This is a genomic window from Streptomyces sp. H27-C3 (genome assembly GCF_030063415.1).
Taxonomy (GTDB): Bacteria; Actinomycetota; Actinomycetes; order Streptomycetales; family Streptomycetaceae; genus Streptomyces.
The window spans coordinates 168,568-195,150 of sequence record NZ_JASITA010000007.1; the positions used below are offsets into that span (position 1 = coordinate 168,568).

A 26,583-nucleotide genomic window follows, 5' to 3' on the forward strand; every position below is an offset into this window, starting at 1 on the left:
TGGTCCTTCATGCGTGTCCCTTCGGGTTACGGATCCTGCTGCTCCTGCGGTCGGCGGCGCGCAGCGCACCGAAGGCGAGACGCCCCGCGACGGCCGTCGCCAGGGCCAGCGCGCCGACCCGCCGGGACAGCCGGGCCGCCCGCTCGATGTCCCCGGCGCCGACGGGCCGGCCGGTGGCGTTGAGCACGGGCCGGTGCTCGACCCGTCCGGCGTACGAGAGCGTGCCGCCGAGCCGTACACCGAGGGCCCCCGCGAAGGAGGCCTCGACCGGGCCCGCGTTGGGGCTGGGGTGCTTCGACGCGTCCGCGCGCCAGGCCCGTACCGCACCCCGGGTGTCGTCGCCGACCAGCGCGGCGAGGGCGGCGGTCAGCCGGGCTCCTGGCCGGCCCATCACGTCGTCGAGGCGCGCGGAGGCCCATCCGTACCGAAGGTACTTGGCCGACTTGTGGCCCACCATGGCGTCCAGCGTGTTCACGGCACGGAAGCACACCAGGCCGGGTACGCCGCCCAGCGCGCCCCAGACGAGTGCGCCGACCACCGCGTCCGAGGTGTTCTCGGCGACGGACTCGACGACGGCGCGGGCGATCTGCGCGGAGTCCAGTGACCGGGGGTCGCGCCCGCACAGATGGGGGAGGCGCTCGCGGGCCACGTCGATGTCCCCGGCCTCCAGGGCGCAGCCGATGGCGCGCGCCTCACGGCCGAGGGAAGTTCCCCCGAGGACGGCCCAGGTGGCGGTGGCGGTCAGCGCCACGGCCGCGGCGGGGCGGTGGCGCACGGCGTGCGCGGCCAGCGCGGCGGCCCCCGTCGCGCCCCCGGCGCACACCAGGGTGTGCAGCGCGCCCCACCCGCGGTGGTCACACCACAGAGCAGCCTCGACGGCGCCCGCGGCCCGCCCGAACGCGGCGACCGGATGCCCACGGCGAGGATCGCCGAAGTACAGGTCGGCGACGAGTCCAGCAGCGACGCCGTAGGCGAATACACGCTCGGCACGCATGGCTTCAGCGGCCCGACGCGCCTCGAAGGAGCCCGGTACAACTCACAGGAACCGGCAACAGGCAGCCGCGCATGGCGATATGTCCTCACTCAGGGTGTCCACGCCCTGGTTCGACTTCAACGTGACCGGCGGCGAGAGTTCCTGGCTTCCTGGATCTCTCCCAGGTCACAGTGGCGGGACCGTGCCGGATTCACACCGGCTTCCTCTTTTGCTGCCGTAAGTGGCTCCGGCAGTCCACCATGGCTTGCGAACACCCGTCAACTTGCTGTTGACCTGCGACGTAAGAGTGTGTTGGGGCACACATGAGGCCGGTTTGCGTCTGGCCGACCGGTTACGTTCGCTCTAGCCTGAAAATGGAGAATCCCCTCGGCGATCCGGTCGATCGGATCGATCGCGGCCTGATCGCCGACCGCGAGGTAGATGAGCTGAGCGAAGCACTCCTGGTAGCGCGCCAGGAGCGCGTGGTCGTCACGGATGGCAAGGGAGCCTGCGGCGTGCTTCACCCACAGCAGGTCCCCGCCGGTCCGTGGTGAAGCTGATGTCAGGCGACGATCAGATAGATCCCGTAGGCCACGGCGCCCGCGCACAGCGCGAAGCACGCGTACGCGCCGGTGCGGGCCAGCGAGGCGGCTCCGCCGCCCTGCGCGGAGGCCGCTTCCTGCTTGGACAGGCCGACGATGCCGAGGGTGAACAGACCCACGAGCGCGACGGTGACGACAAGGCTCACGCCAAATACGGTGCCGAGGGCTACCCAGTCGATTTTCATGCTGATTCGTCCTTACACCGTGGCCGGGCGGGCCGGCTCGGTGACGCTCGCGGCCGGGGCCGGGATGGTGGTCTTCAGGCTCTCGGTGGCGGGGCCACCGATGGGGGGCGGGCTGACCGTCGCGATGGCGGTGGTCACGACGCCCACGGGCTCGTGGAGCTCGTCGTCGGTGACGTTGGTGTGGTCGACCGGCTGGCGGCGCGAGAGCGACCAGATGATCCCGGAGCCCGCGACGAGCAGGACGGCGACCGCGGCGATGCCCCAGGGGCCCTGCTTGGTCAGGAACTCCGCGCACGCGGCGACGAGACCGGCGGCCGGCAGGGTCAGGCCCCAGGCGACGAACATCCGGGTCGCCGTGGACCAGCGGACCACGCCGCCCTTGCGGCCGAGGCCGGCGCCCATCACGGAGCCGGAGCAGACCTGGGTGGTGGAGAGGGAGAAGCCGAGGTGCGAGGAGGCCAGGATGACCGTGGCGGCACTGGTCTGCGCGGCGAAGCCCTGCGGCGGACGCAGCTCGGTGAGGCCCTTGCCCATGGTGCGGATGATGCGCCAGCCGCCCAGGTAGGTGCCCAGCGCGATCGCCACACCGGCCGAGATGATGACCCACAGGGGCGGGTTGGAGCCCGGGGCGAGGACGTTAGCGGTGACGAGGGCGAGGGTGATGATGCCCATCGTCTTCTGCGCGTCGTTGGTGCCGTGTGCCAGCGAGACCAGACCGGCGGAGGCGATCTGGCCCGCCCGGTACCCCTTGGCGGTGGCCTTCTCGTCGGTCTTCTTCGCGAGCTTGTACGTCAGCTTCGTGGCCAGCAGCGCGGCCAGACCGGCGACGATCGGCGCGGCGATGGCGGGCAGCAGAATTTTGGTGAGGACGACGCTGCCGTTGACACCGGAGGCGCCGACGGACATCAGGGTGGCGCCGATGAGGCCGCCGAAGAGTGCGTGGGAGGAACTGGACGGCAGGCCGATCAGCCAGGTCAGCAGGTTCCAGAGGATCGCGCCGACCAGCGCGGCGAAGATGACTTCTGTGGTGATGCCGCTCTCGTTGACGAGCCCGCCGGAGATCGTTTTGGCGACCTCAACAGACAGGAAAGCACCGACGAGGTTGAGAACGGCGGACATGGCCACCGCCGTCTTGGGTTTGAGCGCGCCAGTCGAAATGGTGGTCGCCATCGCGTTGGCAGTGTCGTGGAAACCGTTCGTGAAATCGAACACGAGAGCGGTTACGATCACGATCCCGAGGAGAAGCGTGATGTGTTCCATTTACCCAGGCAATCGTTTGAGGTCAGTGGCACGTGGAACGTAGGCAACCTGAGTGAACGGAAGGTGAACTGGGGCGGGCGGTGTGGTAACCCAAAGCGCGCTCCAGGCAATCCGGTTGTGTCCGGCCGGGCCGGGATGGCGCCGTACACCGGCCACCGGCCTCTCGCGAAGCTCTGGAGCCGGGCCGGTGACCCGTCGAGGAGATCCTGGTCACCCGCCGGATCGGTATACGCGGCGGCGCCCGAAAGAATTCGGCGCTCCCGCAGTGCGCGCCGGCGGCGCCTGACAGGATCGCGGCATGGCTGAGCAGCGGCGGGACGAGCGGGAAGAGCGGCGCGGCGGGGTCGAGGGGGCCTGGGACGACCTGGTGGCCACGGCCCGTAGGAGCGTGAGCGAGGGGCTGGTCGTCGGCACCTCGGGCAATGTCTCCGTGCGGGTCGGCGAGCTTGTCCTGGTTACCCCGAGTGGAGTGCCGTACGACCGGCTCGGCCCGAAGGACGCCGTGGCCGTCGATCTGGACGGCAACCGGGCCTTCGGCGAGCTCAAGCCCACCAGCGAACTGCCGATGCATCTCGCGATCTACCGCAGCACCGAAGCCACCGCCGTGGTGCACACCCACGCGGTGCACGCCACGGCCGTCTCCACGCTCGTTCCCGAACTCCCCCTGGTGCACTACATGGCCGCGGCCCTCGGCGGCCCCGTCCGTACGGCGCCGTACGCGACCTACGGGAGCGCGGAACTGGCGCGGAACATGCTCGAAGCCCTGCGCGGGCGCTCCGGCTGTCTGCTGCAGAACCACGGGACCGTGACCTACGGGGACTCCCTCGACCAGGCCTACGACCGCACAGCGCAGTTGGAGTGGATGTGCAGGCTCTGGCTCACCGCGAGCTCGGTGCCCGGCCGTACGCCGAGCCTGCTCAGCAGTGCTCAGCTGTACGAGGTGGCCGAGAAGTTCGAGGGCTACGGCCAGCGCGGCTGACCACGCGACGAGCACGAGCAGGGGCAAGGACCCCGGCGCGGATGCGGACGCCGGGGCGTACACCGGACGGCCCCCGCCCACTGGCCGTGATCCGCCGAGATGCGGACACTGGGGCGATGCGCCCGGCCACAGCGACGGCAGCAGCCGTCACCACACTCATCGGCGTCGGCGCGGCCGCGGTCGCGGTCGGCCGTCTCGCCGGCGACGCCGCACTCAGGGCGTCGCCCGGCCGCCCGCTGCCCTCCGACCCCAAAGTCACCGTGCACGCCACGGCCGCGGGCCAGGTCGCCCTGACCCGCGGCTTCGCGACCCTGCGCCCCGGCACATACGGCATCGAGGGCCCCGGCGTCCACGCGGTCGTCGGGCCCGTACTCGCGGACGCCCCGCACACCGCCGACTCCGTCGTACGCCGCCTGGTACGGGTCGACCACGGGGACCTTCGCACCGGCGCACGGGTGCGGCTCACCCCGCAGCTGTTCATCGGCGACCCACGCACCGCACTCGGTCTCGACCACGTGGACGTGGAGATCCCCGGCGAGCTGGGCGCACTGCCCGCCTGGTTCGTCCCCGGCGCCCGCGACACCTGGGTGATCACCGCGCACGGCCTCGGCACCACCCGCGAGCACCCCATGAACCTCATGGGGTTCCTGCACGCCCAGCAGTTCCCGGTCCTCGCCCTCGCCTACCGCGGCGACCCCGGTGCCCCCAGGCAGCCGGGCGGGCTCGGGCACCTCGGGAACTCCGAATGGCGCGACCTGGACGCCGCCGTCCGCTACGCCGTGCGGTACGGCGCGGCGCGCGTCGTCCTGCACGGCTGGTCGACCGGCGCGGCCATGGCGCTGCACGCCGCGGCCGGCTCGGGCCTCCGCCACCGCATCAGCGGCCTGGTGCTCGACTCCCCGGTCCTCGACTGGGAGGCCACCGTCCGGGCGCTGGCCGCCGCCCGCCGCACCCCGGGCGCGCTGCTGCCGCTCGCGGTCCGGGCCGCCCGGGGCGCCACGGGGCTGCACGGCGACCGGCTGCGCGAGGCCGCCGACCCCGGGGCGCTGCGCGTCCCCACGCTGATCTTCCACGGGCCGGGGGACACCCTGGCCCCATGGGCGCCGTCGCGGGAACTCGCCCGGCTCCGGCCCGAACTGGTCGCCCTCCACACCGTCCCCGACGCGCCTCACGCGTCCATGTGGAACGCCGACCCCACGACCTACGAGGAAACCCTGCGCCGCTTCCTCACCCCCTTGATGTAACGGGCACGGCGACCGGGTTGCGGCCGGTGGTGCGACCGGCCGCACCACCGGTGCGGCGGCCAGTCCGGGAGGGTTCACGAGTGGCAAGTCCGGTTCCGTTTGGGCTTTCGGGGCGTCAACGGAGACACTGCTTCCCGTGACGTCCCGTACCCCGCGCGACTCCAGGCTCCGACTTGTCGGCCCCCGCCCCCTCGCAGCCTCCCTCCCCCTGACTTCTCAGGGCGGACCCCGGGCTGTGACGAACCGGCGTACCCGCCCGGCCCCGAGGCCCCCGGAAGGGACTCCGCCGCCCGCGGAGCTGGCCCGTCAGGCCAGGGCAGTGCTCGCCGATGCCGTACGTGTCGCACGGTGGGCCTCGCCCACTCTGCGGAGCGGGAAGCTCCAGCCGGAGCGCGGCCAGGCCGGCACCCTCTCCCCGGCGACCGCCGAACAGGCCGCCGCCGAGCTCGACTTGACCCCCGCGCAGGTGCGCGCGGGCTGGGACAGGGCACGACTCGCCGGGCTCGTCGAGCTGCACGGCGACGGCACCCGCCCCGGCTGGCGGTTGCGCGCCTGGGACCGTGACGAGGCCGCCGTCCTGCGCGGCTGGGTCGCTCTCTTCGACGCCTGGTCGATCGTCCACCCCGCGCCCGAGGCGATCGCCGTCACCTCCGTCGCGGAGGTCGTGGAAGCTGTTCCCCAGGTGCTCTCCCTCCTTCAGCTCTCGGCCGGCCCCGTGTACGTACCGGCCCTGCTCGACCTCCTTGAACAGCGCGTCGCCGAGCTCCGTGAGGAGCACTGTGAGGTCCCCTACGGGTCGCAGCCGCCTCCCGCGCCGGTCTCCGACGTCCCGCTGACCCTTCTTCTCGACTGGGCCCTGGCGGGCCTGGCCGCCGTGGGCGCGCTGACGCTCGGCCGGGGCATCGCCACCCTGACCCCGCTCGGCAACTGGGCGGTCTGGGTCAAGCTGGAACAAATCTGCGTCGCCGCCCAGAGCCCCGCGGGGAACATCGAGCAGTCCGCCGAGAAGATGCTGCGCGGCTGCGCCCGCCTCACCCCGGGTCCGGCCCGCGCCGAGTACCGGGCCTGGCTGGCCGCCCGGCCCGTCTCCAGAGCCGTCACCGAGCTCCTCGAAGCAGCCCGGGGTGAGGACGCGCTGCTGCGCGGACTCGCCTTCGAGGCGCTGCGTGTGGTCGGCGGCCCGGCTGAGGCCGAGGTGCGGGCCGCCGCCGCGGAGGCCTCGGTGCGGCCCTACGCCCTCCTGTGGCTGGCGGAGCACGAGGGGGCCGACCCCGAGGAGACCTCCGGGGTGCTCACTCGCGAGGAGTCCACCTGGCTCTGGGTGGACACCGCCGCGGCCGTGGCCGACCACGGCGAGACCCAGCTGCTGATCCGCCACCTCGAGTCGGCGGTGCAGCCGACCGTCCCCGCCCTGCTGGACGAGGTACGGGCCGTCGGCCACCCCCGCACCGTCCAGGTCCTGGTGGCCCTGGCCGCCGCCCACCCGGACCCGGCGCTGGCCAAGGCCGTGCGCCGGGCGGCATTCCAGGTGCACACGGGCGGTTCGTAGCCCGGGAGCCGGAGCCGAAGCCGGGTTCGGTCCGGAGCCGGATTCGCCCCCCTCAGCCCCCCGAGCCGGGTACGTACGTACCGAAGCTCCAGACGTTGCCCTCGGCGTCCCGTGCCATATAGTCCCGGGAGCCGTAGTCCTGGTCCGTGGGCGGCATCAGGATCTCCACCCCGTGCTCCACGGCGCGCGCGTGGTGCGCGTCCACGTCCTCCACGACGACGTAGACGCCCGCGGGTCCGGCCTTCGACATGGCCTCGTCGAAGGTGCCGCCCTTGCCCTTGGTGCCCAGCATCACCACGCCGTTGCCGTGTGCCAGCTCGGCGTGCATGACGCTGCCGTCGTCGCCCTCGTGGACCGCGACCTCGCGGAAGCCGAAGGCGTCCGTCAGCAGCCTGATCGCCGCCTTGGCGTCCGTGTACGTAATCGTCGGAAAAATACTCGGTGTCCCGGTGCTCATACCGATCGCCTTCCGTCTCGCCCTGTGTGATGTTGGCAACAGTCTTGCACCGGGCACTGACAACGCCCGGGGAACACGGGTGAGCCCCGGGAGCACACGATCAACGCCCCGGGGCCGCCACCTCGAACCCGCCCCGGAGTCACCGCTGGAAGGTGTTGCACTTTCCCATGTCGCCCGTGCGGAAGCCCGTGTAGAACCACTGCTGGCGCTGCTCGGCCGAGCCGTGCGTCCATGACTCCGGCGTGACCCGGCCCTGGAACTTCTCCTGGATCCGGTCGTCGCCGACCGCCGCCGCCGCGTCCAGGCCGTCCTTGATGTCCCGGTCGGTCAGCGAGGTGATCAGCGGGCGCCCGGTCGATTCGTCGGGCGTACGGGTCGCCTGCCGCGCCCACACCCCGGCATAGCAGTCCGCCTGGAGCTCCACCTTCACCGCGTTGCTGTCGGCGCCCTGCCTGCCGTCCTGTGCCCGGCCCAGCGTGCCCATCTGGTTCTGCACATGGTGTCCGTACTCGTGCGCCACGACGTACGCCTGCGCGAAGGGGCCGCCGCTCGAACCGAACTTGGTCCGCAGCTCGTCGAAGAACCCCAGGTCGAGGTAGACCTGCCGGTCACCGGGGCAGTAGAAGGGCCCGACCGCCGAGGTCGCCGCGCCGCACGCCGTGCCGACCCGGTTGCTGAAGAAGACGGTCCTGGCGCCCCCGTACCGCGCCTCGCGCCGGGTGAACTCCTGACGCCAGTAGTCCTGCACGCTGTTGACCACCGCCAGGATCCGGCAGTCCTCCTTGGTGTTCGCGTCGCTGCCCTTCTTGCAGGTCTGCTGGACCTGGGCCTGCGACGAGGACGTCGCGGCCGGGTCCGGATCGCCTGAGGACAGCCCGAGCTGTTCGGGCCCCACCCCGAACAGGACCCCGAGGACCAGTGCGACGAGGCCGACGATGCCGCCACCGATCGTGGCCCTGCCGCCGGGGACCCGGCTGCCGCGCACGTCCTGGACCTCGGAAGTGTCCAGATTGGCGTCGTCGTCGAACTGCATGGGCCCACCACCCTCTGCTCCACGGCGACGGCAGCCCGCCACCCTGCGCCGAGTATCGACCAATTAGGCGCCTTTTGCCCTTTTCTCGGGGCGGTCGGGGCGCGGCCGAACGGGGGACGCCCCTGCCCCCGCCCGCCGTGTCGGCCGGGCTCCCGTCCCGCCCTCCGGCCCCCGCCGCTACGTTCTGTGCCTGGTCGACGTCCGATCCACGGGCAGCGCCGCAAGGGGGAACCGTGACCGCTGGGTCGTACGTGGCGTCGGCAGCCGGGCACTTCCGCCGGAGCGTCCGCGTCGTACTCACCCTCGCCGCCGCCGTCCTCGCGCTGCCCCTGGTCGCCGCCGCCCACCAGGCCCGTCCCGCCCCGTACGGCGACCACCTCACCGTCCGCGCCCCGGCCGCCGGCCCGGATCCCGCCCTGCGGACCGAGGGGGGAGCGGTCGAGGCGTACGACGGGGTCTCGGGACGGCGCCACTGGACGTACACGCGGGAGGGCCGGCGCCCGCTCGCGCTGCGGCCCGCACCCGGCCATGCCTTCGCGCTGTGGAGCGACGGGCTGATCACCGACACCGCCCGCGCCGACGGCCGCCGGGTCCACTGGCACCGGGCCGTCCCCGGCCTCGCCGACTGGCTGGCGGGCCGCCCGGGCCGCGCAGCGGGCGTCCTGCAGGCGCTCGACCCGCAGGCCCGCATGCTGGCCGTCGTCACCCCGCGGCGCATCGCGGCGTACCGCACCGTGGACGGAGATCTGCGCTGGGTGCTGCCCGCCGCCCGGGGATGTACCTTCGAACCGCACCGCTCGGTTCACGCGCGGGGCGCGCTGATCGTCGCCCAGTCCTGCGGCGCGGACGCCTCCTGGACCGGCGAGCTGGTAGCGGTGGATGATCTCGGCCGGATCACCCCCGACCGGACCCCGCTCGGCAACGCTGCGCCCGGTGACGCGGCCCGCGCCAGAAAATCCGTTGCCGGCGACCGGTAGACTGGGCCGTATGGCATATCTCCTTGTGCATTAGACGGCGTCGAAATCCCCTCCGCCTGCCCTTTCCGCCGTCCATTCCGCCCTGGAGTTTTTCCGTGATCACCGCCACCGGCATCGAGCTGCGCGCCGGCGCCCGCCTGCTTATCGAGTCCGCCTCCTTCCGTATCGCCAAGGGCGACCGCATCGGCCTCGTCGGCCGCAACGGAGCGGGCAAGACCACCCTCACCAAGTGCCTCGCCGGCGAAGGCACCCCCGCCGGCGGCACCATCACCCGCTCCGGCGAGGTCGGCTACCTCCCGCAGGACCCGAGCTCCGGCGACCTCAACATGCTCGCCAGCGACCGCATCCTCTCCGCCCGCGACCTCGACGCCGTTCTGCGCAAGATGCGGGAGAACGAGGAGCGGATGTCGACCGGACAGGGCGCGACCCGCGACAAGGCGATGAAGAAGTACGAGCGCCTGGAGACGGAGTTCCTCACCAAGGGCGGGTACGCCGCCGAGGCCGAGGCCGCCACCATCGCCGCCGCGCTCGGGCTGCCCGACCGCGTGCTCGGCCAGGCGCTGCACACGCTCTCCGGTGGTCAGCGCCGCCGGGTCGAGCTGGCGCGCATCCTCTTCTCGGACGCCGACACCCTGCTCCTCGACGAGCCCACGAACCACCTCGACGCCGACTCGATCGTCTGGCTCCGGGACTACCTCAAGTCGTACCGCGGCGGCTTCATCGTGATCTCCCACGATGTCGACCTCGTCGAGACCGTCGTCAACAAGGTCTTCTACCTGGACGCCAACCGCTCGCAGATCGATGTCTACAACATGGGCTGGAAGCTGTACCAGCAGCAGCGCGAGGCCGACGAGAAGCGCCGCAAGCGCGAGCGTCAGAACGCCGAGAAGAAGGCCGCGACCCTCAACTCGCAGGCCGACAAGATGCGCGCCAAGGCGACCAAGACCGTCGCCGCGCAGAACATGGCCAAGCGCGCCGACCGGCTGCTCGCCGGCCTCGACGCGGTGCGCGTCTCCGACAAGGTCGCCAAGCTGCGCTTCCCGGACCCCTCGCCCTGCGGCAAGACCCCGCTGATGGCGGAGGGCCTGTCCAAGTCGTACGGCTCGCTGGAGATCTTCACCGACGTCAACCTGGCCATCGACAAGGGCTCCCGCGTCGTGATCCTCGGCCTCAACGGCGCAGGCAAAACGACTCTGCTGAGGCTGCTCGGCGGGGCCGAGACGGCCGACACCGGCGAGGTCATCCCCGGCCACGGCCTCAAGCTCGGCTACTACGCCCAGGAGCACGAGACCCTCGACCCGGAGCGCTCGGTCCTGGAGAACATGCGCTCCGCGGCGCCCGACCTCGACCTGGTCTCGGTCCGCAAGACGCTCGGCTCGTTCCTCTTCAGCGGCGACGACGTCGACAAGCCCGCCAAGGTGCTCTCCGGTGGTGAGAAGACCCGGCTGGCCCTGGCCACCCTGGTCGTCTCGTCCGCCAACGTCCTGCTCCTCGACGAGCCCACGAACAACCTCGACCCGGCGAGCCGCGAGGAGATCCTCGGCGCCCTGCGCACCTACAAGGGCGCGGTCGTCCTGGTCACCCACGACGAGGGCGCGGTCGACGCGCTGGAGCCGGAGCGGATCATCCTGCTGCCGGACGGCGTCGAGGACCTGTGGGGCCCGGACTACAAGGATCTTGTCTCGCTGGCCTGATCCGCCGTCCGACCCCCGCCCGACCTCGGGAACCCCCGGGAGGCCCGGTGATCCCGCTCTGATCCACTTCGACTGGATCATTCGGCTTATGGGTGATCCTTCATCTGAGTGAGTGGCTCTCGTACCCCGCGTGTCTTGCAGCGGAAAACGGCCCGTCCCCCCGGGGGGCGGGCCCTCTGCGTTCCATTGATCCTTTGACCCTGCTGACCTGCTGCTTCCCGCCCCGACCCGCTTCACCGCACGCCACAGAACAGGTGGAATGTCGAATTCCGCTCATGGCGGGCGGCGCCCGTTCGGTCAACCTAGTTGCACGGACCTTGCCGAATGGGTGGCCAGGAAGCCCCGGAGGGGTGATCATGAGAGTCCAGAGCGCACTTCCTTGAGGAGGCACGGGTGGCCGAGACTCTGAAGAAGGGCAGCCGGGTAACCGGCGCCGCGCGCGACAAGCTCGCGGCAGACCTGAAGAAGAAGTACGACTCCGGTGCGAGCATCCGGGCGTTGGCCGAAGAGACCGGCCGCTCCTATGGGTTCGTACACCGGATGCTCAGCGAGTCCGGAGTCACGCTGCGGGGACGCGGCGGGGCGACGCGAGGCAAGAAGGCCACTTCGGGCTGACGGTCGCGCGGGCCAGTCCGGCTCACCGGTTTTGGTGGTGGCCACCCGGTCGGTCGCATGATCGGCCGGGTGGTTACTGTGCAGTCACTTATCTGATCTGCCCGACTGCCACCCGAACCGGAGGCCCTTCATGGCTTCGCTCGACTCCATGTTCGACAAGGACGGCGTACGACTCACCGTCGAGGACGCCGTTGCCACGGTAACTCTGACCAATCCGGCCAAACGCAACGCCCAGTCTCCCGCTCTGTGGCGGGCGTTGTCAGAGGCCGGACGGTCGCTTCCGGGCAACGTGCGGGTCGTGGTGCTGTGCGGCGAGGGCAAGTCCTTCTCCGCCGGCCTGGACCGGCGGGCGTTCACACCCGAAGGGTTCGACGGTGAGCCGTCCTTCCTCGATCTGGCGCGCGGTTCCGACGGCGACCTCGACGAGGTCATCGCCGAGTACCAGGCCGCGTTCACCTGGTGGCGGCGCAGCGACCTCGTCACCATCGCCGCCGTCCAGGGCCACGCCATCGGCGCGGGCTTCCAGCTCGCCCTCGCCTGCGACCTGCGGGTCGTCGCCGACGACGTGCAGTTCGCCATGCGCGAGACCAGCCTCGGGCTGGTCCCCGACCTCACCGGCACCCACCCGCTGACCCATCTCGTCGGCTACGCACGCGCGCTGGAGATCTGCGCGACGGGCCGCTTCGTCCATGCGGCGGAGGCCGAGCGTCTGGGCCTCGCCAACCTCGTCGTGCCCGTCGAAGAACTCGACGGCGCCGTGGCCGACCTGGCCGCGGCGCTGCTGGCCGCGCCGCGCGACGCCGTGATCGAGACCAAGGCGCTGCTACAGGCTGCGCCTTCCCGTACGTACGAGGAGCAGCGCACCGCCGAGCGTGCGGCGCAGGCCCGCCGACTCCGCGACCTCGCGGGCCTCTCGGACTAGGGGGAGCCGACCGATCTCCGCGGCGGATGTGTGTGCCACGCCCCGCGACGCCGCGGAGATCGACCGGACACTCCCCAGGGCCGCCGGCTCACTGCCCGATGCCGGTCACCAGGACGGCCACCGTGGGGTGGCCGTCCTGCGACTTCGCGACCGCCGCGCGCACGGCCAGTGCCACATCCAGCGCCCGATGATCCGCCGCCGTCGCCAGCTCCACCCGTACATGACCGTCCGCCAAGTGCACGGGCGCACCCAGGTTGCTGGTCAGACGCAGAACCCCGGGTACGGAAACGGCCGCAGCGGCGGCCCGCTCCCGGGGGCCGTCCGGGCCGGGTGGCCCGGCGTCGTTTCCCCCGGTCGGCCCAGTGGCGTCCTTCGATAGGGGCGCCGCGTCCAGCAGGCCCGTGACCCGCAGGTCCACCTCCGCGATCGCGAGCCCGAGCCGGTCGGAAGCCGTCGCCAGCAGTGCCTCCCGCAACCGTCCGGCCGCCTGTGGCAGCGGCTCGTCGGCCGTGGCGGCGAAGTCCGCCTCGATCCGCAGCGGCCCCGGCGGCAGCGCGCTCGGCGGCGGCGGTACGGCCGGCGTGCCCGCCGATTCCGGGTCGCTGAGCGCGATCCGGAGCGTCCCCAGGCCGACGCCCGTGACACTCGCCGCAGCGCCCCGCAGTACCGCCACGGCGGCCCGTTCCGCCAGCCACGCGCCGTCCGCGGCCCCGCCCAGCGGCAGCAGTCTGCCCAGGCCCAGCCGCTCCCGTACCGCCTGCGTCCATCCGTCAGGTGCCATGGCCCCAGCCTGCCGCATCCACGGCGCGAGATCGGGCATCGGCACCTAATGTGGGCAGCGAAGTCCAGTACCGCTCGGAAAGGGAAGAACGGCGATGACTGACACAGCACAGCGCAATCAGCCCGAGAACCCTCTCAAGGGGCCGGAGGGCGACGGGTCGAAAACCTCGACCGTCAGGCGGGGTGGCGGCTCTCCGGCCTCCCGTGGCCGTACCACCATCGCCGACGGCGTGGTGGAGAAGATCGCCGGTCTCGCGGCCCGCGACGTGGACGGCGTCCACGCCATGGGCAGTGGCCTCTCCCGCACCTTCGGAGCTGTCCGCGACCGGGTGCCCGGTGGCGCCAAGTCCGTCAGCCGCGGAGTGAAGGCCGAGGTCGGCGAGGTGCAGACCGCCCTCGACCTGGAGATCGTCGTCGACTACGGCGTCTCGATCGCCGATGTCGCCCGCGACGTCCGCGAGAACGTCATCTCGGCGGTGGAGCGCATGACGGGCCTCGAAGTCGTCGAGGTCAATATCGCGGTCAGCGATGTGAAGCTGCCCGACGAGGAGGACGACGAGCCGGAACAGCGCCTGCAGTAGGCGTCCAGGGTCCGGTTTCAGCCGAACACAGTTGAGGAGCGCAGGATGAGCATGGCGGTGGTCGGCCTGTTGGCCGGTATGGCGCTCGGGTTCGCCGGATACTTCGGCGGCTTCGGAGCCTTTCTGCTGGTCGCGGCGCTGGGCGCGATCGGTTTCGTGGCGGGCCGGTTCCTCGACGGCGACCTGGACCCCGGCGACTTTTTCCGCGCACGTGAACGCGGCGACCGGCCGAGGTGACCGCGATGGCCTCCGGCCGCGTCGAGGCCGCGGAGCGTGGCGCGACCCTGATCGCCGACCGGGTCGTCGCGAAGATCGCCTCGCAGGCGGCGCGTGAGGCGCTCGGCGCCGCGCCGGACGCCGGCTCGGCGCCGCACGCCACGGTGACCGTCCACCACGACACGGCGCGGGTACGGGTCAGTGTCGAACTGGGCTATCCCTCCGACATCGGCGGCCAGTGCCGCGCGGTGCGTCGCCAAGTCGCCCAGCGAGTAAAGGTGTTGGCGGGGATGGAAGTGCCGGAGGTGGCGGTTCAGGTCGAGCGGCTGCACTCGGCGAAGGTGCTCGTCGCGGAACGGGGGAGGATCCGATGAACGAACCCGACAGGCCGGACGGTTCCATGGGTCCGGACAACGCCCTGGGCGGCGCTACCCCCGAGGGCCATACGCAGCGGCTGCCCGTCATCGAGCGCGAGCCCGATCCGGCGGAGTTCGACCAGTCGGCCTCCGCGGCGGCGTACGAACCGGTGCCGGTGCTCGAAGCGGGCAGCGGCGGCAGGGCCGGCCGGTTCTGGTCGCCGCGTCGCGTGCCGGCCGCGCTGCTCGCCCTCGTGGCGCTCGGCGCCACCGGCCTGCTGCTTTACGACATCGCGGCGGTACGGGCCGACCACAGCGCGATGCGCTGGCGCCGCGAGCTGGCCTCGCAACTCGCGGACCGCCCCCTGGACAATGTGTGGGTGCTGGTCGGCGCGGGCGTGGCGATGGCGCTTGGCCTGTGGCTGTTGATCCTCGCCTGCACGCCGGGACTGCGCGCCCTGCTGCCGATGCGGCGCGACAGCGCAGACGTGCGCGCGGGGCTCGACCGTGACGCGGCGGCGCTGGTGCTGCGCGACCGGGCCATGGAGGTCTCCGGGGTGCAGTCCGCGAAGGTCCGCGTGGGCCGGTCCAAGGTGGCGGTGCGTGCTGTTTCCCACTTCCGTGAACTCGACGACGTACGAACCGACTTGGACGCCGCGCTCGGCGCGGGGATCCGCCAGCTCGGACTGGCGGGGCAGCCGGGGCTTTCCGTGCGTGTCGGCCGTCCGGCCAAGAAGAGGTGACCCGGCGATGCTGAAGACGGTCAATCGCGTCCTGCTCGGGCTCGCCGGGCTTGTGCTGCTCGCTCTCGGTGGCGCGGTGCTCGCCGCCGGGCTCGGCCTGTCCGTGCCGTCCTGGTCGCCCTTCGACGGGAAGGGCGATGTCCTGCTGAGCGAGGCGGCCCGTACCCGGTGGCGGGACGACGGCTGGTGGTGGCCCACAGTCGTCGCGGCCCTGGCCGTGCTGGTCCTGCTCGCCCTGTGGTGGCTGCTGGCCCAGCTGCGCCGAGCCCGCCTCGCCGAGGTACTGGTCGACAGCGGCGACGGTGAAGGGGCGCTGCTGCGCGGGAGGGCGCTGGAGGGCGCGGTGGCGAGCGAGGCGACGCTGATGGACGGCGTACAGCGCGCGCAGGTGCGGCTGACGGGGCGTCGGGGCGCGCCCGAGGCGCGGGTCGGGCTGGTCCTGGAGGCCTACGCGGATCCGGCGCAGGCCCTGGCCGGCCTCACGTGCGAGGCGCTGGCGCACGCACGCGACTCGGCGGGGCTCGCGGCCCTGCCTGCGGAGGTCCGGCTGCGGGCGGTCCGGCACCGGGCCCAGCGGGTGACGTGACGTGAGGGGGGGCCGGGCCCGAGCCCCCCTCAAGCCCGCCACTGGTGGAGGTGGCGAAGGCCTAGAAGCCGTGCCGGGATCCGCCGTCGATCGGGAGCATCGTGCCCGTCAGATACGACGCCGCGGGGGACAGCAGGAACGCCGCCGCCTTGCCGAACTCCTCCGGCCTGCCGTAACGCCCCAGAGGGATGCGGGACTCGTTGGCCGCGCGTGCGGTGTCCGGCTCGCCCGACAGCGCGTCGAGCTGGCGCACCCGGTCCGTGTCGATCCGGGCGGGCAGCAGGCCGATGACGCGGATACCGCGCGGGCCCAGCTCGACGGAGAGGGACTTCGCGAAGCCGGCCAGGCCGGGGCGCAGGCCGTTGGAGATGGTCAGGCCGGGGATCGGCTCGTGCACCGAGCCCGACAGCACGAAGCCGATGACGCCACCCTCGGTGAGCGAAGCCGCCGCCGTCCGGGCCAGCCGGACCGCGCCGAGGAAGACCGACTCGAAGGCCGCCTGCCACTGGTCGTCCGTATTGTCCGCGGCGGAACCCGGCGCGGGACCACCGACGCTGATGAGAATGCCGTCGAAGCGGCCGAAGTGCGTACGGGCGGCGTCGACGAGCCGCTGGGCCCCCGCCGGGTCGGCGTTGTCGGCGGCGACACCGACGGCGTTCGGGCCGAGCTCCGCGGCGGCCTCGGCCACCGTCTTCTCGTCCCGGCCGGTGAGCACGACCTTCGCGCCGTCCGCGGTCAGCTCGCGGGCGGAGGCGAGGCCCAGCCCACGAGTGGCGCCGGTGACGACATAAACGCGGTCCTTCAGTCCAAGATCCATGGCCCTATCCTGCGGTGTCGTCCGGCTCCAGTGCGAGGGCGGATCCCACCAGACCGATATGGCTGAACGCCTGCGGGAAGTTTCCGAGCTGCCGTCCGGCCACCGGGTCGTACTCCTCGGCCAGCAGCCCCACGTCGTTGCGCAGGGACAGCAACCGCTCGAAGAGCTCCTGGGACTCCTTCACACGCCCCGTCAGCCGCAACGCGTCGACCAGCCAGAACGAGCAGACCAGGAACGCCCCTTCACCGCCCGGCAGCCCGTCGACGCTGGTGCCGTCCGCGCTGTAGCGGCGGATCAGACCGTCGTGGGCGAGCTCGGCACGTACCGCGTCGACCGTCCCGATCACCCGCGGATCGTCCGGCGGCAGAAAGCCGACCCGGGGGATGAGCAGCGTGGCCGCGTCCAGTTCGGTGGATCCGTACGACTGGGTGAAGGTGTTCCGCTCGGGGTCGTACCCCTTCTCGCACACCTCCCGGTGCACCTCGTCGCGCATGGCCCGCCACCGCGCCGCGTCGCCGTGCAGCGTCGGGTGCTCCTCCAGGGTGCGCACGGCCCGGTCGGCCGCGACCCACGTCATCACCTTGGAGTGGACGAAATGCCGGCGCGGCCCGCGGACCTCCCACAGGCCCTCGTCCGGTTCACGCCAGGTGGACTCCAGGAAGCCGAGCAGGCTGAGCTGCAGGTTCCAGGCATGCGGCTTGGCCGTGAGGCCCGCCGACCTTGCCAGGTAGAGGGAGTCGATGACCTCGCCGTACACATCGAGCTGGAGCTGCTCGACGGCCTCGTTGCCGATCCGCACGGGCGAGGAGCCCTCGTAGCCGCTCAGCCACGGCAGTTCGCTCTCGGGCAGTCGGCGCTCGCCGGAGAGCCCGTACATGATCTGGAGGTCGGCGGGGTCGCCCGCGACGGCCCGCAGCAGCCAGTCTCGCCAGGCCGCGGCCTCGCCGAGATACCCCGCGGCGACGAGCGCGCCGAGGGTGAGGGTGGAGTCGCGCAGCCAGCAGAAGCGGTAGTCCCAGTTGCGTACGCCGCCGATCTCCTCGGGGAGGGAAGTGGTGGGGGCGGCCACGATGCCGCCGGTCGGGGCGTAGGTGAGGGCCTTGAGAGTGATGAGCGAGCGCACCACGGCCTCCCGGTACGGGCCGTCGTACTGGCAGCACGCGGCCCACTCCTCCCAGTCCTCGACGCTGTGTTCCAGGGCGTCGTACGGGTCGATGAACACCGGCTGCGGTTCGTGCGAAGGGTGCCAGGTAAGGACGAACGCCACCTTTTCCCCCTCGGAGACATCGAAGGACGAGCAGGTACTGAACTGCTGTCCCCAGGTCTTCACCCGCTCCTCGGGCTCAGTGCGCAGCCATACGGCGTCCGGCCCGGCGACGGCCACCCGGTGGCCGTCGGTGCGACGCATCCACGGCACGATGTTCCCGTAGTCGAAACGCAGCCGGAGCGTGGAGCGCATCGACACCGTGCCGGAGATTCCCTCCACGATCCGTACGAGGTCGGGGGCCTCGTCGCGCTGGGGCATGAAGTCGGTGACCTTGACAGTGCCGGAGCGGGTCTCCCAGAGCGACTCCAGGATCAGGGTGTTCTCGCGGTACGCGCGGCGTGTGCAGGTGCCCGCGCCGGCGGGGGCGACGCGCCAGTGGCCGTTCTCCTCGTCGCCGAGCAGCGCGGCGAAACAGGCCGCGGAGTCGAAGCGGGGCAGGCAGAGCCAGTCGATGGAGCCGTTCCTGCCGACCAGTGCCGCGGTCTGCAGATCTCCGATGAGCGCGTAGTCCTCGATGAGTTGCGTCACGTAGTGCCGTCTTCCCGCGCGGGGCCCGGGTTAAGCGGGGCGGGTGTTACGCCGACGCGGTGGCGGGCTCGGCCCGGTCGCCGTCGCCCGTCCGGGCGGCCTGGGCCCGGTCGCGCAGTTCACGGCGTACCAGGATCACCCATCCGACCGGTACCGCGGCGGTGAAGAGCCACCACTGGACGGCGTACGCCATGTGCGGGCCGATGGAGTCGGCGTCGGGTGCGGGCACCAGCTCGGGCTTGGGGCCGGGGGCGGGCTCGGTCTGCTCGATGTAGCCACCGAGGACGGGCCTGCCGAGCGCCTTGGCCTGCTGGGCGCTGTTGACCAGCATGATGTGCCGGGGCGGCAGCCCGCCCAGGTCCTTGATGCCGCTGCCCGCCTCGGTCTCGTCGGCCTTCAGGCGCCCGGTGACCGTCACTTCGCCCTTGGGGGCGGCCGGAACCTTGGGGTAGGTCTTCTGGTCGGCGCCGAAGGGGACCCAACCGCGATTGACGAGGACGGCGTCACCGTCCTTGAGCACCAGGGGGGTCAGGACGTGATAGCCGACCTGGTCGTCGGCGGAGGTCCGGCGGCGTACGACGACCTCGTGCGCGGTGTCGTACGTACCGGTGGCGGACACCCGGCGCCAGTAATCGGCGCGCGGGACGCTGTGCCCGGGGGAGGTGATCTCGCCGATGGCGAGCGGCTCGGCCTTGAGGTTGTCCGAGATCAGCTTGTTCTGCGCGACCCGGTGCTCATGGCGGTGCAGCTGCCAGAATCCCAGCTCGATCATCGCGGGGACGAGGAGCAGAACCAGAAGGGTGAGGATCACCCACTGCCGGGAGAACAGGAAGCGGTACACGCCGAAGACGGTACCTGGCGGGGTTTGTCCCGCGGTCGGTGGGTCTGGGGAGTGTCCGGCGGATCTCCGTGGGACACCCCCTGGTCCGGCCGACCGCGGGACAGGGCCCGGGGAGGCTCAGACTCGGTCGACGATGCCCACCTTCCCCTCCGCGCGGGCGCAGTGGGCGCCGCAGAACCAGTGGTTCTCGACCTCCACACCCTGGCCGATGATCCGGCACCGGCAGTGCTCGCAGATGGGCGCCATGCGGTGAATGGCGCAGGAGAAGCAGTCGAAGACGTGCACCGCGCCCTGCGCGTGCACCTCGAAGGACATGCCGTAGTCGTTTCCGCAGACCTCGCAACGTGCCATGCGCCTCAGGGTGGGACGCGGGGCGCCGGTGGCGCGAGCCGGTGACGGGCGAGTCGCCCGACAGTCACCCGTCTGCCGGGGTCACATCCCTCAGCAGCTGGGTGAAGGCCGCCTCGTCGACGACGGGTGTGCCGAAAGTCTTGGCCTTGACCGTCTTGGAGGTGGCGGAGTCGGGATCGTTGGTGACGAGCAGGCTGGTGAGCCGCGACAGGCTCGTCGCGATGTGCAGTCCGGCCCCGACCGCCCGGTCCTCCAGCAGCTCGCGGTCCACGGAGGTGTCCCCGGAGAACGCGACGCGCATGCCCTGCTTCAGCAGCTTCCCCGGCTCGTACCGCCCGGGGTTCGGATGCGGGCAGGTCGGCCGCTTGCGGGACGGCCGCCAGCTGCCCTGCCCGTACGACGAGGGCGCGGAGGCCTGATAACCGATCCGGGGCCTCGCCGGTGAGTCCGACCACTCGGTGAGCGGCAGGCATTCGAGCAACGGCAGCCGCACCCCGTCGCGGGCCGCCGCGTGCAGGCTCGGGCGGAACGCTTCGGCCAGCACCCGCGCGTCGTCGAGGGCGTGATGCGCGCGCTGCTGCACCACACCGAAGTGCGCGGCGAGCGACTCCAGCTTGTGATTGGGCAGCGGCAGCCGCAGCTCCTTGGAGAGCGCGATGGTGCACAGCCGCTGCGCCACGGGCGCGACCCGCGCCGCCCGTGCGTACTCCCGGGAGATCATCGACCAGTCGAACATCGCGTTGTGCGCGACGAGGACCCGGCCGTCGAGCCGCTCCGACAGCTGGCCCGCGATCTCCGGGAAGAGCGGGGCGCCTTCGAGCACATCGGTGGTCAGCCCGTGGATCCAGACGGGCCCGGGATCGCGCTCGGGGTTGACCAGTGTGTACCAGTGATCCTCGACATTGCCTCTGGCGTCCAGCCGGTAGACGGCAGCGGAGATGATCCGGTCGTCGCGTGCGAGTCCGGTGGTCTCGACGTCGACGACCGCGTACCCCTGTGGGTAGGCGGTCGGCCACGGCGCTGCTGTCGTGTGGTCTTCGAGCATGGTCACTGAGGATACGGGCCATCACTGACAGTCTTGTCATCCCGGGTGAGCAGAGCCCCGACAAGGGCCCGCACGGAGTTGACGAAGAGTCGTTCGGAGTCGACGGGGCGCGCCAGCGCGCGGGCGAGGGCCGGGTCGTCCTCCGCCGTCGCCGTGTCCCACAGCTCCTCCTCGCCGGGGTGCTGGGCCGGGGCGCGTTCACGGTTGCGCTCGACGAGGACGTACCCGACCACCTGGAACTGCACGGCCCGTACGACCTCGGCGGCCCGCGCGCCGCACACCCCCGCCGCGTGCACCTCGTGGACGAGTGCCTTCTGGGCGGGCAGGAACATCCGCTCGGTGAGGCCGCGTTCGTGGACCATCGCGATGAGATGCGGGTGGTCGCGCAGATCGCGGCGCAGGGCGCGCGCGACGGACACGATGCGCTCCTCGGGCGTGCGCCCGCGCGGACGGATCTCGGCCAGCTCGTCGACGGTGCGCTCGACGAGGGCGTCGAGCAGCGACTGGCGGTTGCCGATGTGCCAGTAGATGGAGGTCACGGCGGTGCCGAGCTCGGCGGCGAGCTTGCGCATGGTAAGGGCCTGCGGGCCGTGCTGCTTGACGAGGCGCGCGGCGGCTTCCACGACTTCGTCGCGGGTCAGCGTCGGTCTCGTCATGGGATCCCCAATTCTGCTGCCTGCACGGCTCTTTACCCTTCGGCGACGCCGGTGTAACAGTGTTACAGGACTTCAGGGTACGGCGCGATTCAGGCGGGACTGTTTCAGGCAGCGCTGTTTCAAGCAGTGCTCAGGCACGACCGACCAAGGGTGGTACGGCATGGCACGCGTACGGTACGGACCGCGCACCGAAGCCGAGATCGCGGCGGCGCGCGCAGCGAGTTCCAAGCTCCCCGACATCTGGTCCACCGGTGTGGTGGCGCTCTGGGAGAGCGACCCCGACGCGGTGACGGCCGTACTGCCGCCGCCGCTCAAGCCCACTTCGCGCCCGCTCGTCCGGGTCAACATCAGCAAGGTCGACCTGCCCGGCTACCCGCTGGGCGCGGGCTCCGTGGCGGTCGCCGCCGAGCACGGCGGGATCGAGGGCTGGTACCCGCTGGTCATGCCGATGACCCATGAACGGGCGCTGATCGGCGGCCGGGAGGTGTTCGGCGAGCCCAAGAAGCTGGGCGAGGTGAGCGTCGAGCGCGACGGTCTGGTCGTACGGGCCTCCCTCGCGCGGCACGGCATCGCCTTCGTCGAGGTGCGCGGCGCGGTGGACGGGGCGCTGCCGCTGCCCGAGCCGGCCGAGAAGGTCGACTTCTACTTCAAGTTCCTCCCCGCGGTGGACGGTCACGGCTTTGACGCCGACCCGGTCCTGGTGCACTGCACGCGCAACGAGAAGGTGCGCGGGCTGGAGCGGATCACGGGCGACGTGGTGCTCCGCGAGTCGATGTACGACCCCATCGCCGACCTGCCCGTACGCCGACTCGTGGGGATCACCATCGGTGAGAAGACGACCGACCAGCGGGGCAGGGTCGTCGAGCGGGTGAGCGCGCAGGCGCTCCTGCCGTACATCCACCAGCGCTACGACGACCCGCAACAGATCCTCGACGGCCCGCCGGAGGGGAGCTTCTGATGGAGCTACGGGAGGGGCAGGTCGCGGTGGTGACGGGCGCTGCGAGCGGCATCGGGCTCGCGATGGCCCGCCGGTTCGCGGACGAGGGACTGAAGGTCGTCCTCGCCGATGTGGAAGAGGGCGCCTTGGAAAAGGCGGCGGCCGAGTTGCGCGGAAGGGGCGCGCAGGTGCTCGCGCGCGCCGTCGACGTCAGCGAAGGCGCCAGTGTCGTCGCCCTCGCGGACGCGGCGTACGAGGCCTTCGGCGCGGTGCACGTGCTGTGCAACAACGCGGGCGTCGGGTCGGGCGCGGAGGGCCGCATGTGGGAGCACGAACCCAACGACTGGAAGTGGGCGTTCGCGGTCAATGTGTGGGGTGTCTTCCACGGCATCCAGGCGTTCGTACCGCGGATGATCGCGGGCGGTGAGCCCGGCCATGTGGTCAACACCTCGTCGGCGGACGGCGGCATCGCGCCACTGCCGACCGCCTCCGTGTACGCCGTCACCAAGGCGGCCGTCGTGACCATGACCGAGTCCCTGTACGCCCATCTCCGGGCGGAGGGCGCGGAACTGGGCGCCTCGGTGCTCTTCCCGGGACCGCACATGCTGCGCACCGGGCTGTGGGAGTCGCACCGCAACCGGCCGGAGCGGTACGCGAAGGAGCGGCCCCGCAAAACGCCGTACCGCGGCCTCGGGCAGTGGGAGTCGGCGATGAGGGAGGCCGGGCACGAGATCGAGTTCACCCCGGTCGAGCAGGTCGCCGAGGTCGTCGTGGACGGGATCGGGGCCGACCGCTTCTGGATGCTGCCGGCGAGCGAGCACAGCGACCGGCAGATCCGTGCCAGGTCGCAGTCGATGCTCGACCGCGCCAACCCGTCGTACCTGGAGAACTTCATTCTCGACTGAGACCGGTCGCGACCGGCGCTGACCCGAGCACGACGGGCACTGACCCGATCACGACCGGCGCTGACCAACCACGACCGGCTCGACTGCTTCGACTCATTTCATCCGACCGAGGTGTGTGTGATGACAGAGCGGGACCCGTACCTGATCATCTCCTCCGACTGCCACGCCGGACCGCCGACCGAGCAGTACCGGCCCTATCTTGACAGCGCCTTCCACCGGCCCTTCGACGAATTCCTCGGGCAGCGCGACGCCCGCCGCGAGGAGATGACGCGTCTTGGCGTGCGCAACGAGGCCTTCGCCACCGAGTGGTTCGAGGCCAACGAGGAAGGGCTGCGCGGCGGTTGGGACACCGCGCAGCGGATCAAGGAGCTCGACGGCGACGGGGTGGCGGCCGAGGTCGTCTTCCCCGACGCCGATGCCGTCGACAGCCGGACCGCGGCCCCCTTCGGGGTGGGCCTGGGGCTCTCCGGCGACCAGGACCCCGACCTCGGCATGGCAGGCGCGCAGGCGCACAACCGCTGGCTCGCCGAGCTCGTGGCGGAACACCCCGAACGGCACTGCGGGGTCGCCCTGCTGCCCATCACGGGCGAGGTGGACCGGGTCGTCGCCGAGGTGCGCCGGGCCAAGGAGTCCGGGCTCGGCGCGCTGATGATCCCCTCGATGTGGGTCGACAAGGCGCCGTATCACGACCGGCGTTACGACCCGGTGTGGGCGGCGGCGGCCGAGACGCGGATGCCGATCGTCACGCACTCCGGCGCGGCGCCGCGCCACGAATACGGCGACCACCTGGGCATCTACGTATCCGAGGTGACGTGGTGGCCCGCACGGCCGCTGTGGTTCCTGCTCTGGTCCGGTGTCTTCGAGCGCCACCCCGGGCTGAAGTTCGGTGTCGCGGAGTCCGGCTGCTGGTGGCTGCCCAACCAGCTGTGGTTCATGGACCGGCTGTATCTGGGCGCGCACGGCGGAAAGAAACTGTCGCCGTTCGCGGAGCTGAAGCGGCCGCCGAGCGAGTACCTGGACCGCCAGGTCTTCATCTGCGCCACCAACACCAAGCGGCGCGAGCTCGCCCAGCGCTACGAGATCGGCGTCGACAACATCCTCTGGGGCAGCGACTTCCCGCATCCCGAGGGCACCTGGCCCGACACGCGCGCGTGGCTGCGGAAAACCTTCCACGACATCCCGGTCGCCGAGACCCGGCGGATGCTCGGCCTGGCCGCCGCCGATGTCTTCGGCTTCGACACGGCGAAGCTCGCCCCGGTCGCCGAGCGCGTCGGCCCGACGCCGGACGACCTCGGCCAGAGCGCCGACCAGCCCGCGATCGAGGCCACCTGGGCGAAGTCCCGCGAGGTGGGCAGGCACTGGCTGACCGAGCATGACTTCCCGCAGCTGGGAGTCATGTGATGGACCGGCTCCAGGACCGCTACACCGTCATCTCCGCCGACTGCCACGCGGGCGCCGACCTCCTCGACTACCGGCCGTACCTGGAGAAGCGCCACCACGAGGACTTCGACGCCTGGGCGGCGACCTACGTCAACCCGTACGAGGACCTCCTCGCGGACACGGCGGACCGCAACTGGAACTCGGCGCGCCGCGTCGCCGAGCTGGAGGCCGACGGCATCGTCGCCGAGGTCGTCTTCCCCAACACCATCCCGCCCTTCTTCCCCAGCGCCTCGCTGATGGCACCCGCACCGTCGAAGGCGGAGTACGAACAGAGGTGGGCCGGGCTGCGCGCCCACAACCGCTGGCTGGCCGACTTCTGCGACGCGGTGCCCGGACGGCGGGCGGGTGTCGCCCAGATCCTGCTCAACGACGTGAACGAGGCGGTGCGGGAGGTCCGCCGGATCAAGGAGGCCGGCCTCACCGGCGGCATCCTGCTGCCCGGTGCCCCGCCGGGGTCGGGCATACCCGAGCTCTACTCGCAGACGTACGACCCGCTCTGGGCGGTCTGCGAGGAACTGGAGGTACCGGTCAACCACCATGGCGGGTCCGCATCCCCGCCGCTGGGGGACGAACCTGCCGCCCGCGCCGTCTTCATGGTGGAGACCACCTGGTTCTCGCACCGGGCGCTGTGGCACCTGATCTTCGGCGGGGCGTTCCGTCGTCACCCCGGGCTGAGACTGGTCCTGACGGAGCAGGGCTCCGGCTGGATCCCCGGGGTCGTCGAGATGCTCGACTATTACCACTCGCGCCTGGTCGCCGCGGCTTCCCGGGCCGCCACCGCGGAGTCCAAGTTCGGTGCGGGCCTTGCCGCTTCGATGGGGACCAGCCCCAGCGACGTCTGGCGCGACAACTGCTTCGTCGGCGCCAGCTTCATGCGCCCGCACGAGGTCCCGCTGCGGGACCGGATCGGCCTCGACAAGATCATGTGGGGCTGCGACTACCCCCATGACGAGGGCACGACACCGTACTCCCGCGAGGGCCTGCGGATCGCATACGCCGGTCTGCCGAGAGACGAGATCGCGACCATGGTCGGCGGCAACGCGGCCCGTGTGTACGGCTTCGACCTCGCGGCGCTCGACCGCATCGCCGCGCGAGTCGGCCCCACGGTGGAGGAGATCGACGAACCTCTCAAGGAGGCGCCGCAGGGCGCGACCAGCCCCGCGTTCGCGCCGGGCGGGTCGGTACGCGTCTGGTGAAGCGCCGGGTGAGACCGTCGCCGAATGAGCGATACGACGGACGACCGCGCCGAGACCCACGAGGAAGCGCACGGCGGGGGACTCGGCGCGCGGCTGAACTGGCTGCGCGCCGGGGTTCTCGGGGCCAATGACGGGGTGGTCTCCACCGCCGGCATCGTCGTCGGCGTGGCCGGCGCGACGGACGAGCGCGCCGCGCTGCTGACGGCGGGACTTGCGGGCCTGCTGGCCGGTTCGATGTCGATGGCGGCGGGGGAGTACGTATCCGTCTCGACGCAGCGCGATTCGGAGAAGGCGGCGCTGGCCCAGGAGACGCGGGAGCTTCGGGAGCAGCCGGAGGAGGAACTGGCGGAGCTGGCCGAGCTGTTGTCCGCGCGCGGCCTGTCGCCGGAGGTGGCGCGGGCGGCGGCGGAGCAACTGACGGAGCGGGACGCGTTGCGGGCGCACGCGCGCGTGGAGCTCAATATCGACCCGGACGACCTGACCGACCCCTGGCGGGCGGCGGGCGCGAGCTTCGTCTCGTTCACGCTGGGGGCGCTGTTGCCGCTGCTGGCGATCGTCCTGCCGCCCGTGTCCTGGCGGCTGCCGGTCACGGTGGTCTCGGTCCTGATCGCCCTGGCCCTTACGGGCTGGGGCAGCGCCCGCCTGGGCACGGCGCCGCCTCGCCCTGCGGTGCTGCGCAACATGGCGGGCGGGGCGCTGGCCATGGCGGTGACGTACGGGGTGGGGTCGTTGCTGGGCGCGGCGGGGATCTAGCGGCGGCGCGCAGCAGCAGCCCCGCAGGGCGCCACCCGCCCACCACCGGAACCGCCCAACCCGCTGACATCACGTCTTACATACTTGTCGGTAAC

Annotated in this window: 30 protein-coding genes and 1 riboswitch; of the genes, 18 read left to right on the forward strand and 12 right to left on the reverse strand. The window is 71.7% G+C overall.

The window, feature by feature from the left end; all coding sequences use genetic code 11:
* Positions 1 to 7: 7 nt before the first annotated feature.
* A complete protein-coding gene (locus QMK30_RS09270; RefSeq protein ID WP_283516713.1) occupies positions 8 to 994 on the reverse strand; it encodes a cobalamin biosynthesis protein in 987 nt (328 codons plus the stop codon).
* Positions 995 to 1,050: 56 nt separating this feature from the next.
* Positions 1,051 to 1,251: riboswitch (cobalamin riboswitch) on the reverse strand.
* Positions 1,252 to 1,347: 96 nt separating this feature from the next.
* Between QMK30_RS09270 and QMK30_RS09275 the strand changes: the two genes are divergently transcribed.
* Positions 1,348 to 1,527: a hypothetical protein gene (locus QMK30_RS09275; RefSeq protein ID WP_283516714.1), complete on the forward strand. Its 180-nt coding sequence runs from the start codon at positions 1,348 to 1,350 to the stop codon at positions 1,525 to 1,527.
* Between the two features lie 8 nt (positions 1,528 to 1,535).
* Here QMK30_RS09275 and QMK30_RS09280 read toward each other — a convergent pair whose 3' ends face one another.
* Together QMK30_RS09280 and QMK30_RS09285 are read right to left on the reverse strand one after the other, a co-directional pair.
* Positions 1,536 to 1,760, reverse strand: a complete 225-nt coding sequence (locus QMK30_RS09280; RefSeq protein WP_283516715.1) for a hypothetical protein — start codon at positions 1,758 to 1,760, stop codon at positions 1,536 to 1,538.
* Positions 1,761 to 1,772: 12 nt separating this feature from the next.
* Positions 1,773 to 3,020: an inorganic phosphate transporter gene (locus QMK30_RS09285; protein ID WP_283516716.1), complete on the reverse strand. Its 1,248-nt coding sequence runs from the start codon at positions 3,018 to 3,020 to the stop codon at positions 1,773 to 1,775.
* Positions 3,021 to 3,318: 298 nt separating this feature from the next.
* On the opposite strand from QMK30_RS09285, the gene QMK30_RS09290 reads away from it, so the two are divergent.
* The 3 genes from QMK30_RS09290 (at position 3,319) to QMK30_RS09300 (ending at position 6,792) form a co-directional block, all read left to right on the forward strand.
* The gene (locus tag QMK30_RS09290) at positions 3,319 to 3,999 is read left to right on the forward strand and encodes a class II aldolase/adducin family protein (protein ID WP_283516717.1); all 681 of its coding nucleotides are present in this window, start codon (positions 3,319 to 3,321) and stop codon (positions 3,997 to 3,999) included.
* A gap of 116 nt (positions 4,000 to 4,115) precedes the next feature.
* On the forward strand, positions 4,116 to 5,243 hold the full coding sequence (locus QMK30_RS09295; protein ID WP_283516718.1) for an alpha/beta hydrolase: 1,128 nt from the start codon (positions 4,116 to 4,118) through the stop codon (positions 5,241 to 5,243).
* Between the two features lie 235 nt (positions 5,244 to 5,478).
* Positions 5,479 to 6,792: a hypothetical protein gene (locus QMK30_RS09300; RefSeq protein ID WP_502963098.1), complete on the forward strand. Its 1,314-nt coding sequence runs from the start codon at positions 5,479 to 5,481 to the stop codon at positions 6,790 to 6,792.
* Positions 6,793 to 6,844: 52 nt separating this feature from the next.
* Here QMK30_RS09300 and QMK30_RS09305 read toward each other — a convergent pair whose 3' ends face one another.
* Together QMK30_RS09305 and ypfJ are read right to left on the reverse strand one after the other, a co-directional pair.
* Positions 6,845 to 7,249 (reverse strand): VOC family protein, encoded by a 405-nt coding sequence (locus QMK30_RS09305; protein ID WP_283516720.1) that lies wholly within the window; start codon positions 7,247 to 7,249, stop codon positions 6,845 to 6,847.
* 139 nt (positions 7,250 to 7,388) lie between these two features.
* A complete protein-coding gene (gene ypfJ, locus QMK30_RS09310) occupies positions 7,389 to 8,282 on the reverse strand; it encodes a KPN_02809 family neutral zinc metallopeptidase (protein WP_283516721.1) in 894 nt (297 codons plus the stop codon).
* Positions 8,283 to 8,515: 233 nt separating this feature from the next.
* Here ypfJ and QMK30_RS09315 point away from each other — a divergent pair, with 233 nt between their 5' ends.
* The 4 genes from QMK30_RS09315 to QMK30_RS09330 all read left to right on the forward strand — a co-directional run bounded on the left by QMK30_RS09315 (position 8,516) and on the right by QMK30_RS09330 (position 12,490).
* A complete protein-coding gene (locus tag QMK30_RS09315) occupies positions 8,516 to 9,259 on the forward strand; it encodes a PQQ-binding-like beta-propeller repeat protein (protein ID WP_283516722.1) in 744 nt (247 codons plus the stop codon).
* 95 nt (positions 9,260 to 9,354) lie between these two features.
* Positions 9,355 to 10,953, forward strand: coding sequence for an ABC-F family ATP-binding cassette domain-containing protein (locus QMK30_RS09320; protein WP_283516723.1), 1,599 nt, complete (start codon positions 9,355 to 9,357; stop codon positions 10,951 to 10,953).
* A 393-nt stretch (positions 10,954 to 11,346) separates the two neighbouring features.
* Positions 11,347 to 11,568 carry a helix-turn-helix domain-containing protein gene (locus tag QMK30_RS09325; protein WP_283516724.1) on the forward strand — a complete coding sequence of 74 codons (222 nt, stop codon included), beginning with the start codon at positions 11,347 to 11,349 and terminating at the stop codon, positions 11,566 to 11,568.
* Positions 11,569 to 11,698: 130 nt separating this feature from the next.
* On the forward strand, positions 11,699 to 12,490 hold the full coding sequence (locus QMK30_RS09330) for an enoyl-CoA hydratase/isomerase family protein (protein ID WP_283516725.1): 792 nt from the start codon (positions 11,699 to 11,701) through the stop codon (positions 12,488 to 12,490).
* An 88-nt stretch (positions 12,491 to 12,578) separates the two neighbouring features.
* Here QMK30_RS09330 and QMK30_RS09335 read toward each other — a convergent pair whose 3' ends face one another.
* Positions 12,579 to 13,271, reverse strand: a complete 693-nt coding sequence (locus tag QMK30_RS09335; RefSeq protein WP_283516726.1) for a hypothetical protein — start codon at positions 13,269 to 13,271, stop codon at positions 12,579 to 12,581.
* 94 nt (positions 13,272 to 13,365) lie between these two features.
* On the opposite strand from QMK30_RS09335, the gene QMK30_RS09340 reads away from it, so the two are divergent.
* From QMK30_RS09340 to amaP, 5 genes are read left to right on the forward strand one after another with little or no spacing between them, the layout of a single operon-like run.
* Positions 13,366 to 13,851, forward strand: a complete 486-nt coding sequence (locus tag QMK30_RS09340) for an Asp23/Gls24 family envelope stress response protein (protein WP_283516727.1) — start codon at positions 13,366 to 13,368, stop codon at positions 13,849 to 13,851.
* 45 nt (positions 13,852 to 13,896) lie between these two features.
* Positions 13,897 to 14,088 carry a hypothetical protein gene (locus QMK30_RS09345; protein ID WP_283516728.1) on the forward strand — a complete coding sequence of 64 codons (192 nt, stop codon included), beginning with the start codon at positions 13,897 to 13,899 and terminating at the stop codon, positions 14,086 to 14,088.
* Between the two features lie 5 nt (positions 14,089 to 14,093).
* On the forward strand, positions 14,094 to 14,441 hold the full coding sequence (locus tag QMK30_RS09350; RefSeq protein ID WP_502963099.1) for an Asp23/Gls24 family envelope stress response protein: 348 nt from the start codon (positions 14,094 to 14,096) through the stop codon (positions 14,439 to 14,441).
* Positions 14,438 to 15,166, forward strand: a complete 729-nt coding sequence (locus QMK30_RS09355; RefSeq protein WP_502963100.1) for a DUF6286 domain-containing protein — start codon at positions 14,438 to 14,440, stop codon at positions 15,164 to 15,166. Before QMK30_RS09350 ends, QMK30_RS09355 begins: the two co-directional genes overlap by 4 nt.
* Positions 15,167 to 15,173: 7 nt before the next feature.
* A complete protein-coding gene (amaP, locus tag QMK30_RS09360; RefSeq protein ID WP_283516730.1) occupies positions 15,174 to 15,752 on the forward strand; it encodes an alkaline shock response membrane anchor protein AmaP in 579 nt (192 codons plus the stop codon).
* Between the two features lie 61 nt (positions 15,753 to 15,813).
* Here the strand turns inward: amaP and QMK30_RS09365 are convergent, their stop codons facing one another.
* From QMK30_RS09365 to QMK30_RS09390, 6 genes are all read right to left on the reverse strand, one after another.
* Positions 15,814 to 16,569: an SDR family oxidoreductase gene (locus tag QMK30_RS09365; protein ID WP_283516731.1), complete on the reverse strand. Its 756-nt coding sequence runs from the start codon at positions 16,567 to 16,569 to the stop codon at positions 15,814 to 15,816.
* Between the two features lie 4 nt (positions 16,570 to 16,573).
* A complete protein-coding gene (locus QMK30_RS09370; protein ID WP_283516732.1) occupies positions 16,574 to 18,364 on the reverse strand; it encodes a glycoside hydrolase family 15 protein in 1,791 nt (596 codons plus the stop codon).
* Positions 18,365 to 18,410: 46 nt separating this feature from the next.
* Complete coding sequence (locus QMK30_RS09375; protein ID WP_283516733.1) at positions 18,411 to 19,205, reverse strand: SURF1 family cytochrome oxidase biogenesis protein; 795 nt, start codon at positions 19,203 to 19,205, stop codon at positions 18,411 to 18,413.
* A gap of 117 nt (positions 19,206 to 19,322) precedes the next feature.
* Entirely contained in the window at positions 19,323 to 19,556 is a 234-nt protein-coding gene (locus QMK30_RS09380; protein WP_283516734.1) for a metallothionein, read from the reverse strand.
* A 64-nt stretch (positions 19,557 to 19,620) separates the two neighbouring features.
* On the reverse strand, positions 19,621 to 20,607 hold the full coding sequence (locus QMK30_RS09385) for a DEDDh family exonuclease (protein WP_283516735.1): 987 nt from the start codon (positions 20,605 to 20,607) through the stop codon (positions 19,621 to 19,623).
* Complete coding sequence (locus QMK30_RS09390) at positions 20,604 to 21,257, reverse strand: TetR/AcrR family transcriptional regulator (RefSeq protein WP_283516736.1); 654 nt, start codon at positions 21,255 to 21,257, stop codon at positions 20,604 to 20,606. The genes QMK30_RS09385 and QMK30_RS09390 overlap by 4 nt, the downstream gene beginning before the upstream one ends.
* Positions 21,258 to 21,417: 160 nt before the next feature.
* On the opposite strand from QMK30_RS09390, the gene QMK30_RS09395 reads away from it, so the two are divergent.
* The 5 genes from QMK30_RS09395 (at position 21,418) to QMK30_RS09415 (ending at position 26,488) form a co-directional block, all read left to right on the forward strand.
* Complete coding sequence (locus QMK30_RS09395) at positions 21,418 to 22,215, forward strand: acetoacetate decarboxylase family protein (protein WP_283516737.1); 798 nt, start codon at positions 21,418 to 21,420, stop codon at positions 22,213 to 22,215.
* Positions 22,215 to 23,099, forward strand: a complete 885-nt coding sequence (locus tag QMK30_RS09400; RefSeq protein ID WP_283516738.1) for an SDR family NAD(P)-dependent oxidoreductase — start codon at positions 22,215 to 22,217, stop codon at positions 23,097 to 23,099. Before QMK30_RS09395 ends, QMK30_RS09400 begins: the two co-directional genes overlap by 1 nt.
* Positions 23,100 to 23,219: 120 nt before the next feature.
* Complete coding sequence (locus QMK30_RS09405) at positions 23,220 to 24,500, forward strand: amidohydrolase family protein (RefSeq protein ID WP_283516739.1); 1,281 nt, start codon at positions 23,220 to 23,222, stop codon at positions 24,498 to 24,500.
* Positions 24,500 to 25,735: an amidohydrolase family protein gene (locus tag QMK30_RS09410; protein ID WP_283516740.1), complete on the forward strand. Its 1,236-nt coding sequence runs from the start codon at positions 24,500 to 24,502 to the stop codon at positions 25,733 to 25,735. Before QMK30_RS09405 ends, QMK30_RS09410 begins: the two co-directional genes overlap by 1 nt.
* 24 nt (positions 25,736 to 25,759) lie before the next feature.
* Positions 25,760 to 26,488, forward strand: a complete 729-nt coding sequence (locus QMK30_RS09415; RefSeq protein ID WP_283516741.1) for a VIT1/CCC1 transporter family protein — start codon at positions 25,760 to 25,762, stop codon at positions 26,486 to 26,488.
* The last annotated feature ends 95 nt before the right edge of the window (positions 26,489 to 26,583 follow it).

What these genes read in the sequence shown, in the direction of transcription:
- QMK30_RS09270 (WP_283516713.1), bottom strand. Translation starts at nt 994, where the DNA reads ATGCGTGCCGAGCGTGTATTCGCCTACGGCGTCGCTGCTGGACTCGTC.
- QMK30_RS09275 (WP_283516714.1), top strand. Translation starts at nt 1,348, where the DNA reads ATGGAGAATCCCCTCGGCGATCCGGTCGATCGGATCGATCGCGGCCTG.
- QMK30_RS09280 (WP_283516715.1), bottom strand. Translation starts at nt 1,760, where the DNA reads ATGAAAATCGACTGGGTAGCCCTCGGCACCGTATTTGGCGTGAGCCTT.
- QMK30_RS09285 (WP_283516716.1), bottom strand. Translation starts at nt 3,020, where the DNA reads ATGGAACACATCACGCTTCTCCTCGGGATCGTGATCGTAACCGCTCTC.
- QMK30_RS09290 (WP_283516717.1), top strand. Translation starts at nt 3,319, where the DNA reads ATGGCTGAGCAGCGGCGGGACGAGCGGGAAGAGCGGCGCGGCGGGGTC.
- QMK30_RS09295 (WP_283516718.1), top strand. Translation starts at nt 4,116, where the DNA reads ATGCGCCCGGCCACAGCGACGGCAGCAGCCGTCACCACACTCATCGGC.
- QMK30_RS09305 (WP_283516720.1), bottom strand. Translation starts at nt 7,249, where the DNA reads ATGAGCACCGGGACACCGAGTATTTTTCCGACGATTACGTACACGGAC.
- ypfJ (WP_283516721.1), bottom strand. Translation starts at nt 8,282, where the DNA reads ATGCAGTTCGACGACGACGCCAATCTGGACACTTCCGAGGTCCAGGAC.
- QMK30_RS09330 (WP_283516725.1), top strand. Translation starts at nt 11,699, where the DNA reads ATGGCTTCGCTCGACTCCATGTTCGACAAGGACGGCGTACGACTCACC.
- QMK30_RS09335 (WP_283516726.1), bottom strand. Translation starts at nt 13,271, where the DNA reads ATGGCACCTGACGGATGGACGCAGGCGGTACGGGAGCGGCTGGGCCTG.
- QMK30_RS09340 (WP_283516727.1), top strand. Translation starts at nt 13,366, where the DNA reads ATGACTGACACAGCACAGCGCAATCAGCCCGAGAACCCTCTCAAGGGG.
- QMK30_RS09345 (WP_283516728.1), top strand. Translation starts at nt 13,897, where the DNA reads ATGAGCATGGCGGTGGTCGGCCTGTTGGCCGGTATGGCGCTCGGGTTC.
- QMK30_RS09350 (WP_502963099.1), top strand. Translation starts at nt 14,094, where the DNA reads ATGGCCTCCGGCCGCGTCGAGGCCGCGGAGCGTGGCGCGACCCTGATC.
- QMK30_RS09355 (WP_502963100.1), top strand. Translation starts at nt 14,438, where the DNA reads ATGAACGAACCCGACAGGCCGGACGGTTCCATGGGTCCGGACAACGCC.
- amaP (WP_283516730.1), top strand. Translation starts at nt 15,174, where the DNA reads ATGCTGAAGACGGTCAATCGCGTCCTGCTCGGGCTCGCCGGGCTTGTG.
- QMK30_RS09365 (WP_283516731.1), bottom strand. Translation starts at nt 16,569, where the DNA reads ATGGATCTTGGACTGAAGGACCGCGTTTATGTCGTCACCGGCGCCACT.
- QMK30_RS09380 (WP_283516734.1), bottom strand. Translation starts at nt 19,556, where the DNA reads ATGGCACGTTGCGAGGTCTGCGGAAACGACTACGGCATGTCCTTCGAG.
- QMK30_RS09390 (WP_283516736.1), bottom strand. Translation starts at nt 21,257, where the DNA reads ATGACGAGACCGACGCTGACCCGCGACGAAGTCGTGGAAGCCGCCGCG.
- QMK30_RS09395 (WP_283516737.1), top strand. Translation starts at nt 21,418, where the DNA reads ATGGCACGCGTACGGTACGGACCGCGCACCGAAGCCGAGATCGCGGCG.
- QMK30_RS09400 (WP_283516738.1), top strand. Translation starts at nt 22,215, where the DNA reads ATGGAGCTACGGGAGGGGCAGGTCGCGGTGGTGACGGGCGCTGCGAGC.
- QMK30_RS09405 (WP_283516739.1), top strand. Translation starts at nt 23,220, where the DNA reads ATGACAGAGCGGGACCCGTACCTGATCATCTCCTCCGACTGCCACGCC.
- QMK30_RS09410 (WP_283516740.1), top strand. Translation starts at nt 24,500, where the DNA reads ATGGACCGGCTCCAGGACCGCTACACCGTCATCTCCGCCGACTGCCAC.
- QMK30_RS09415 (WP_283516741.1), top strand. Translation starts at nt 25,760, where the DNA reads ATGAGCGATACGACGGACGACCGCGCCGAGACCCACGAGGAAGCGCAC.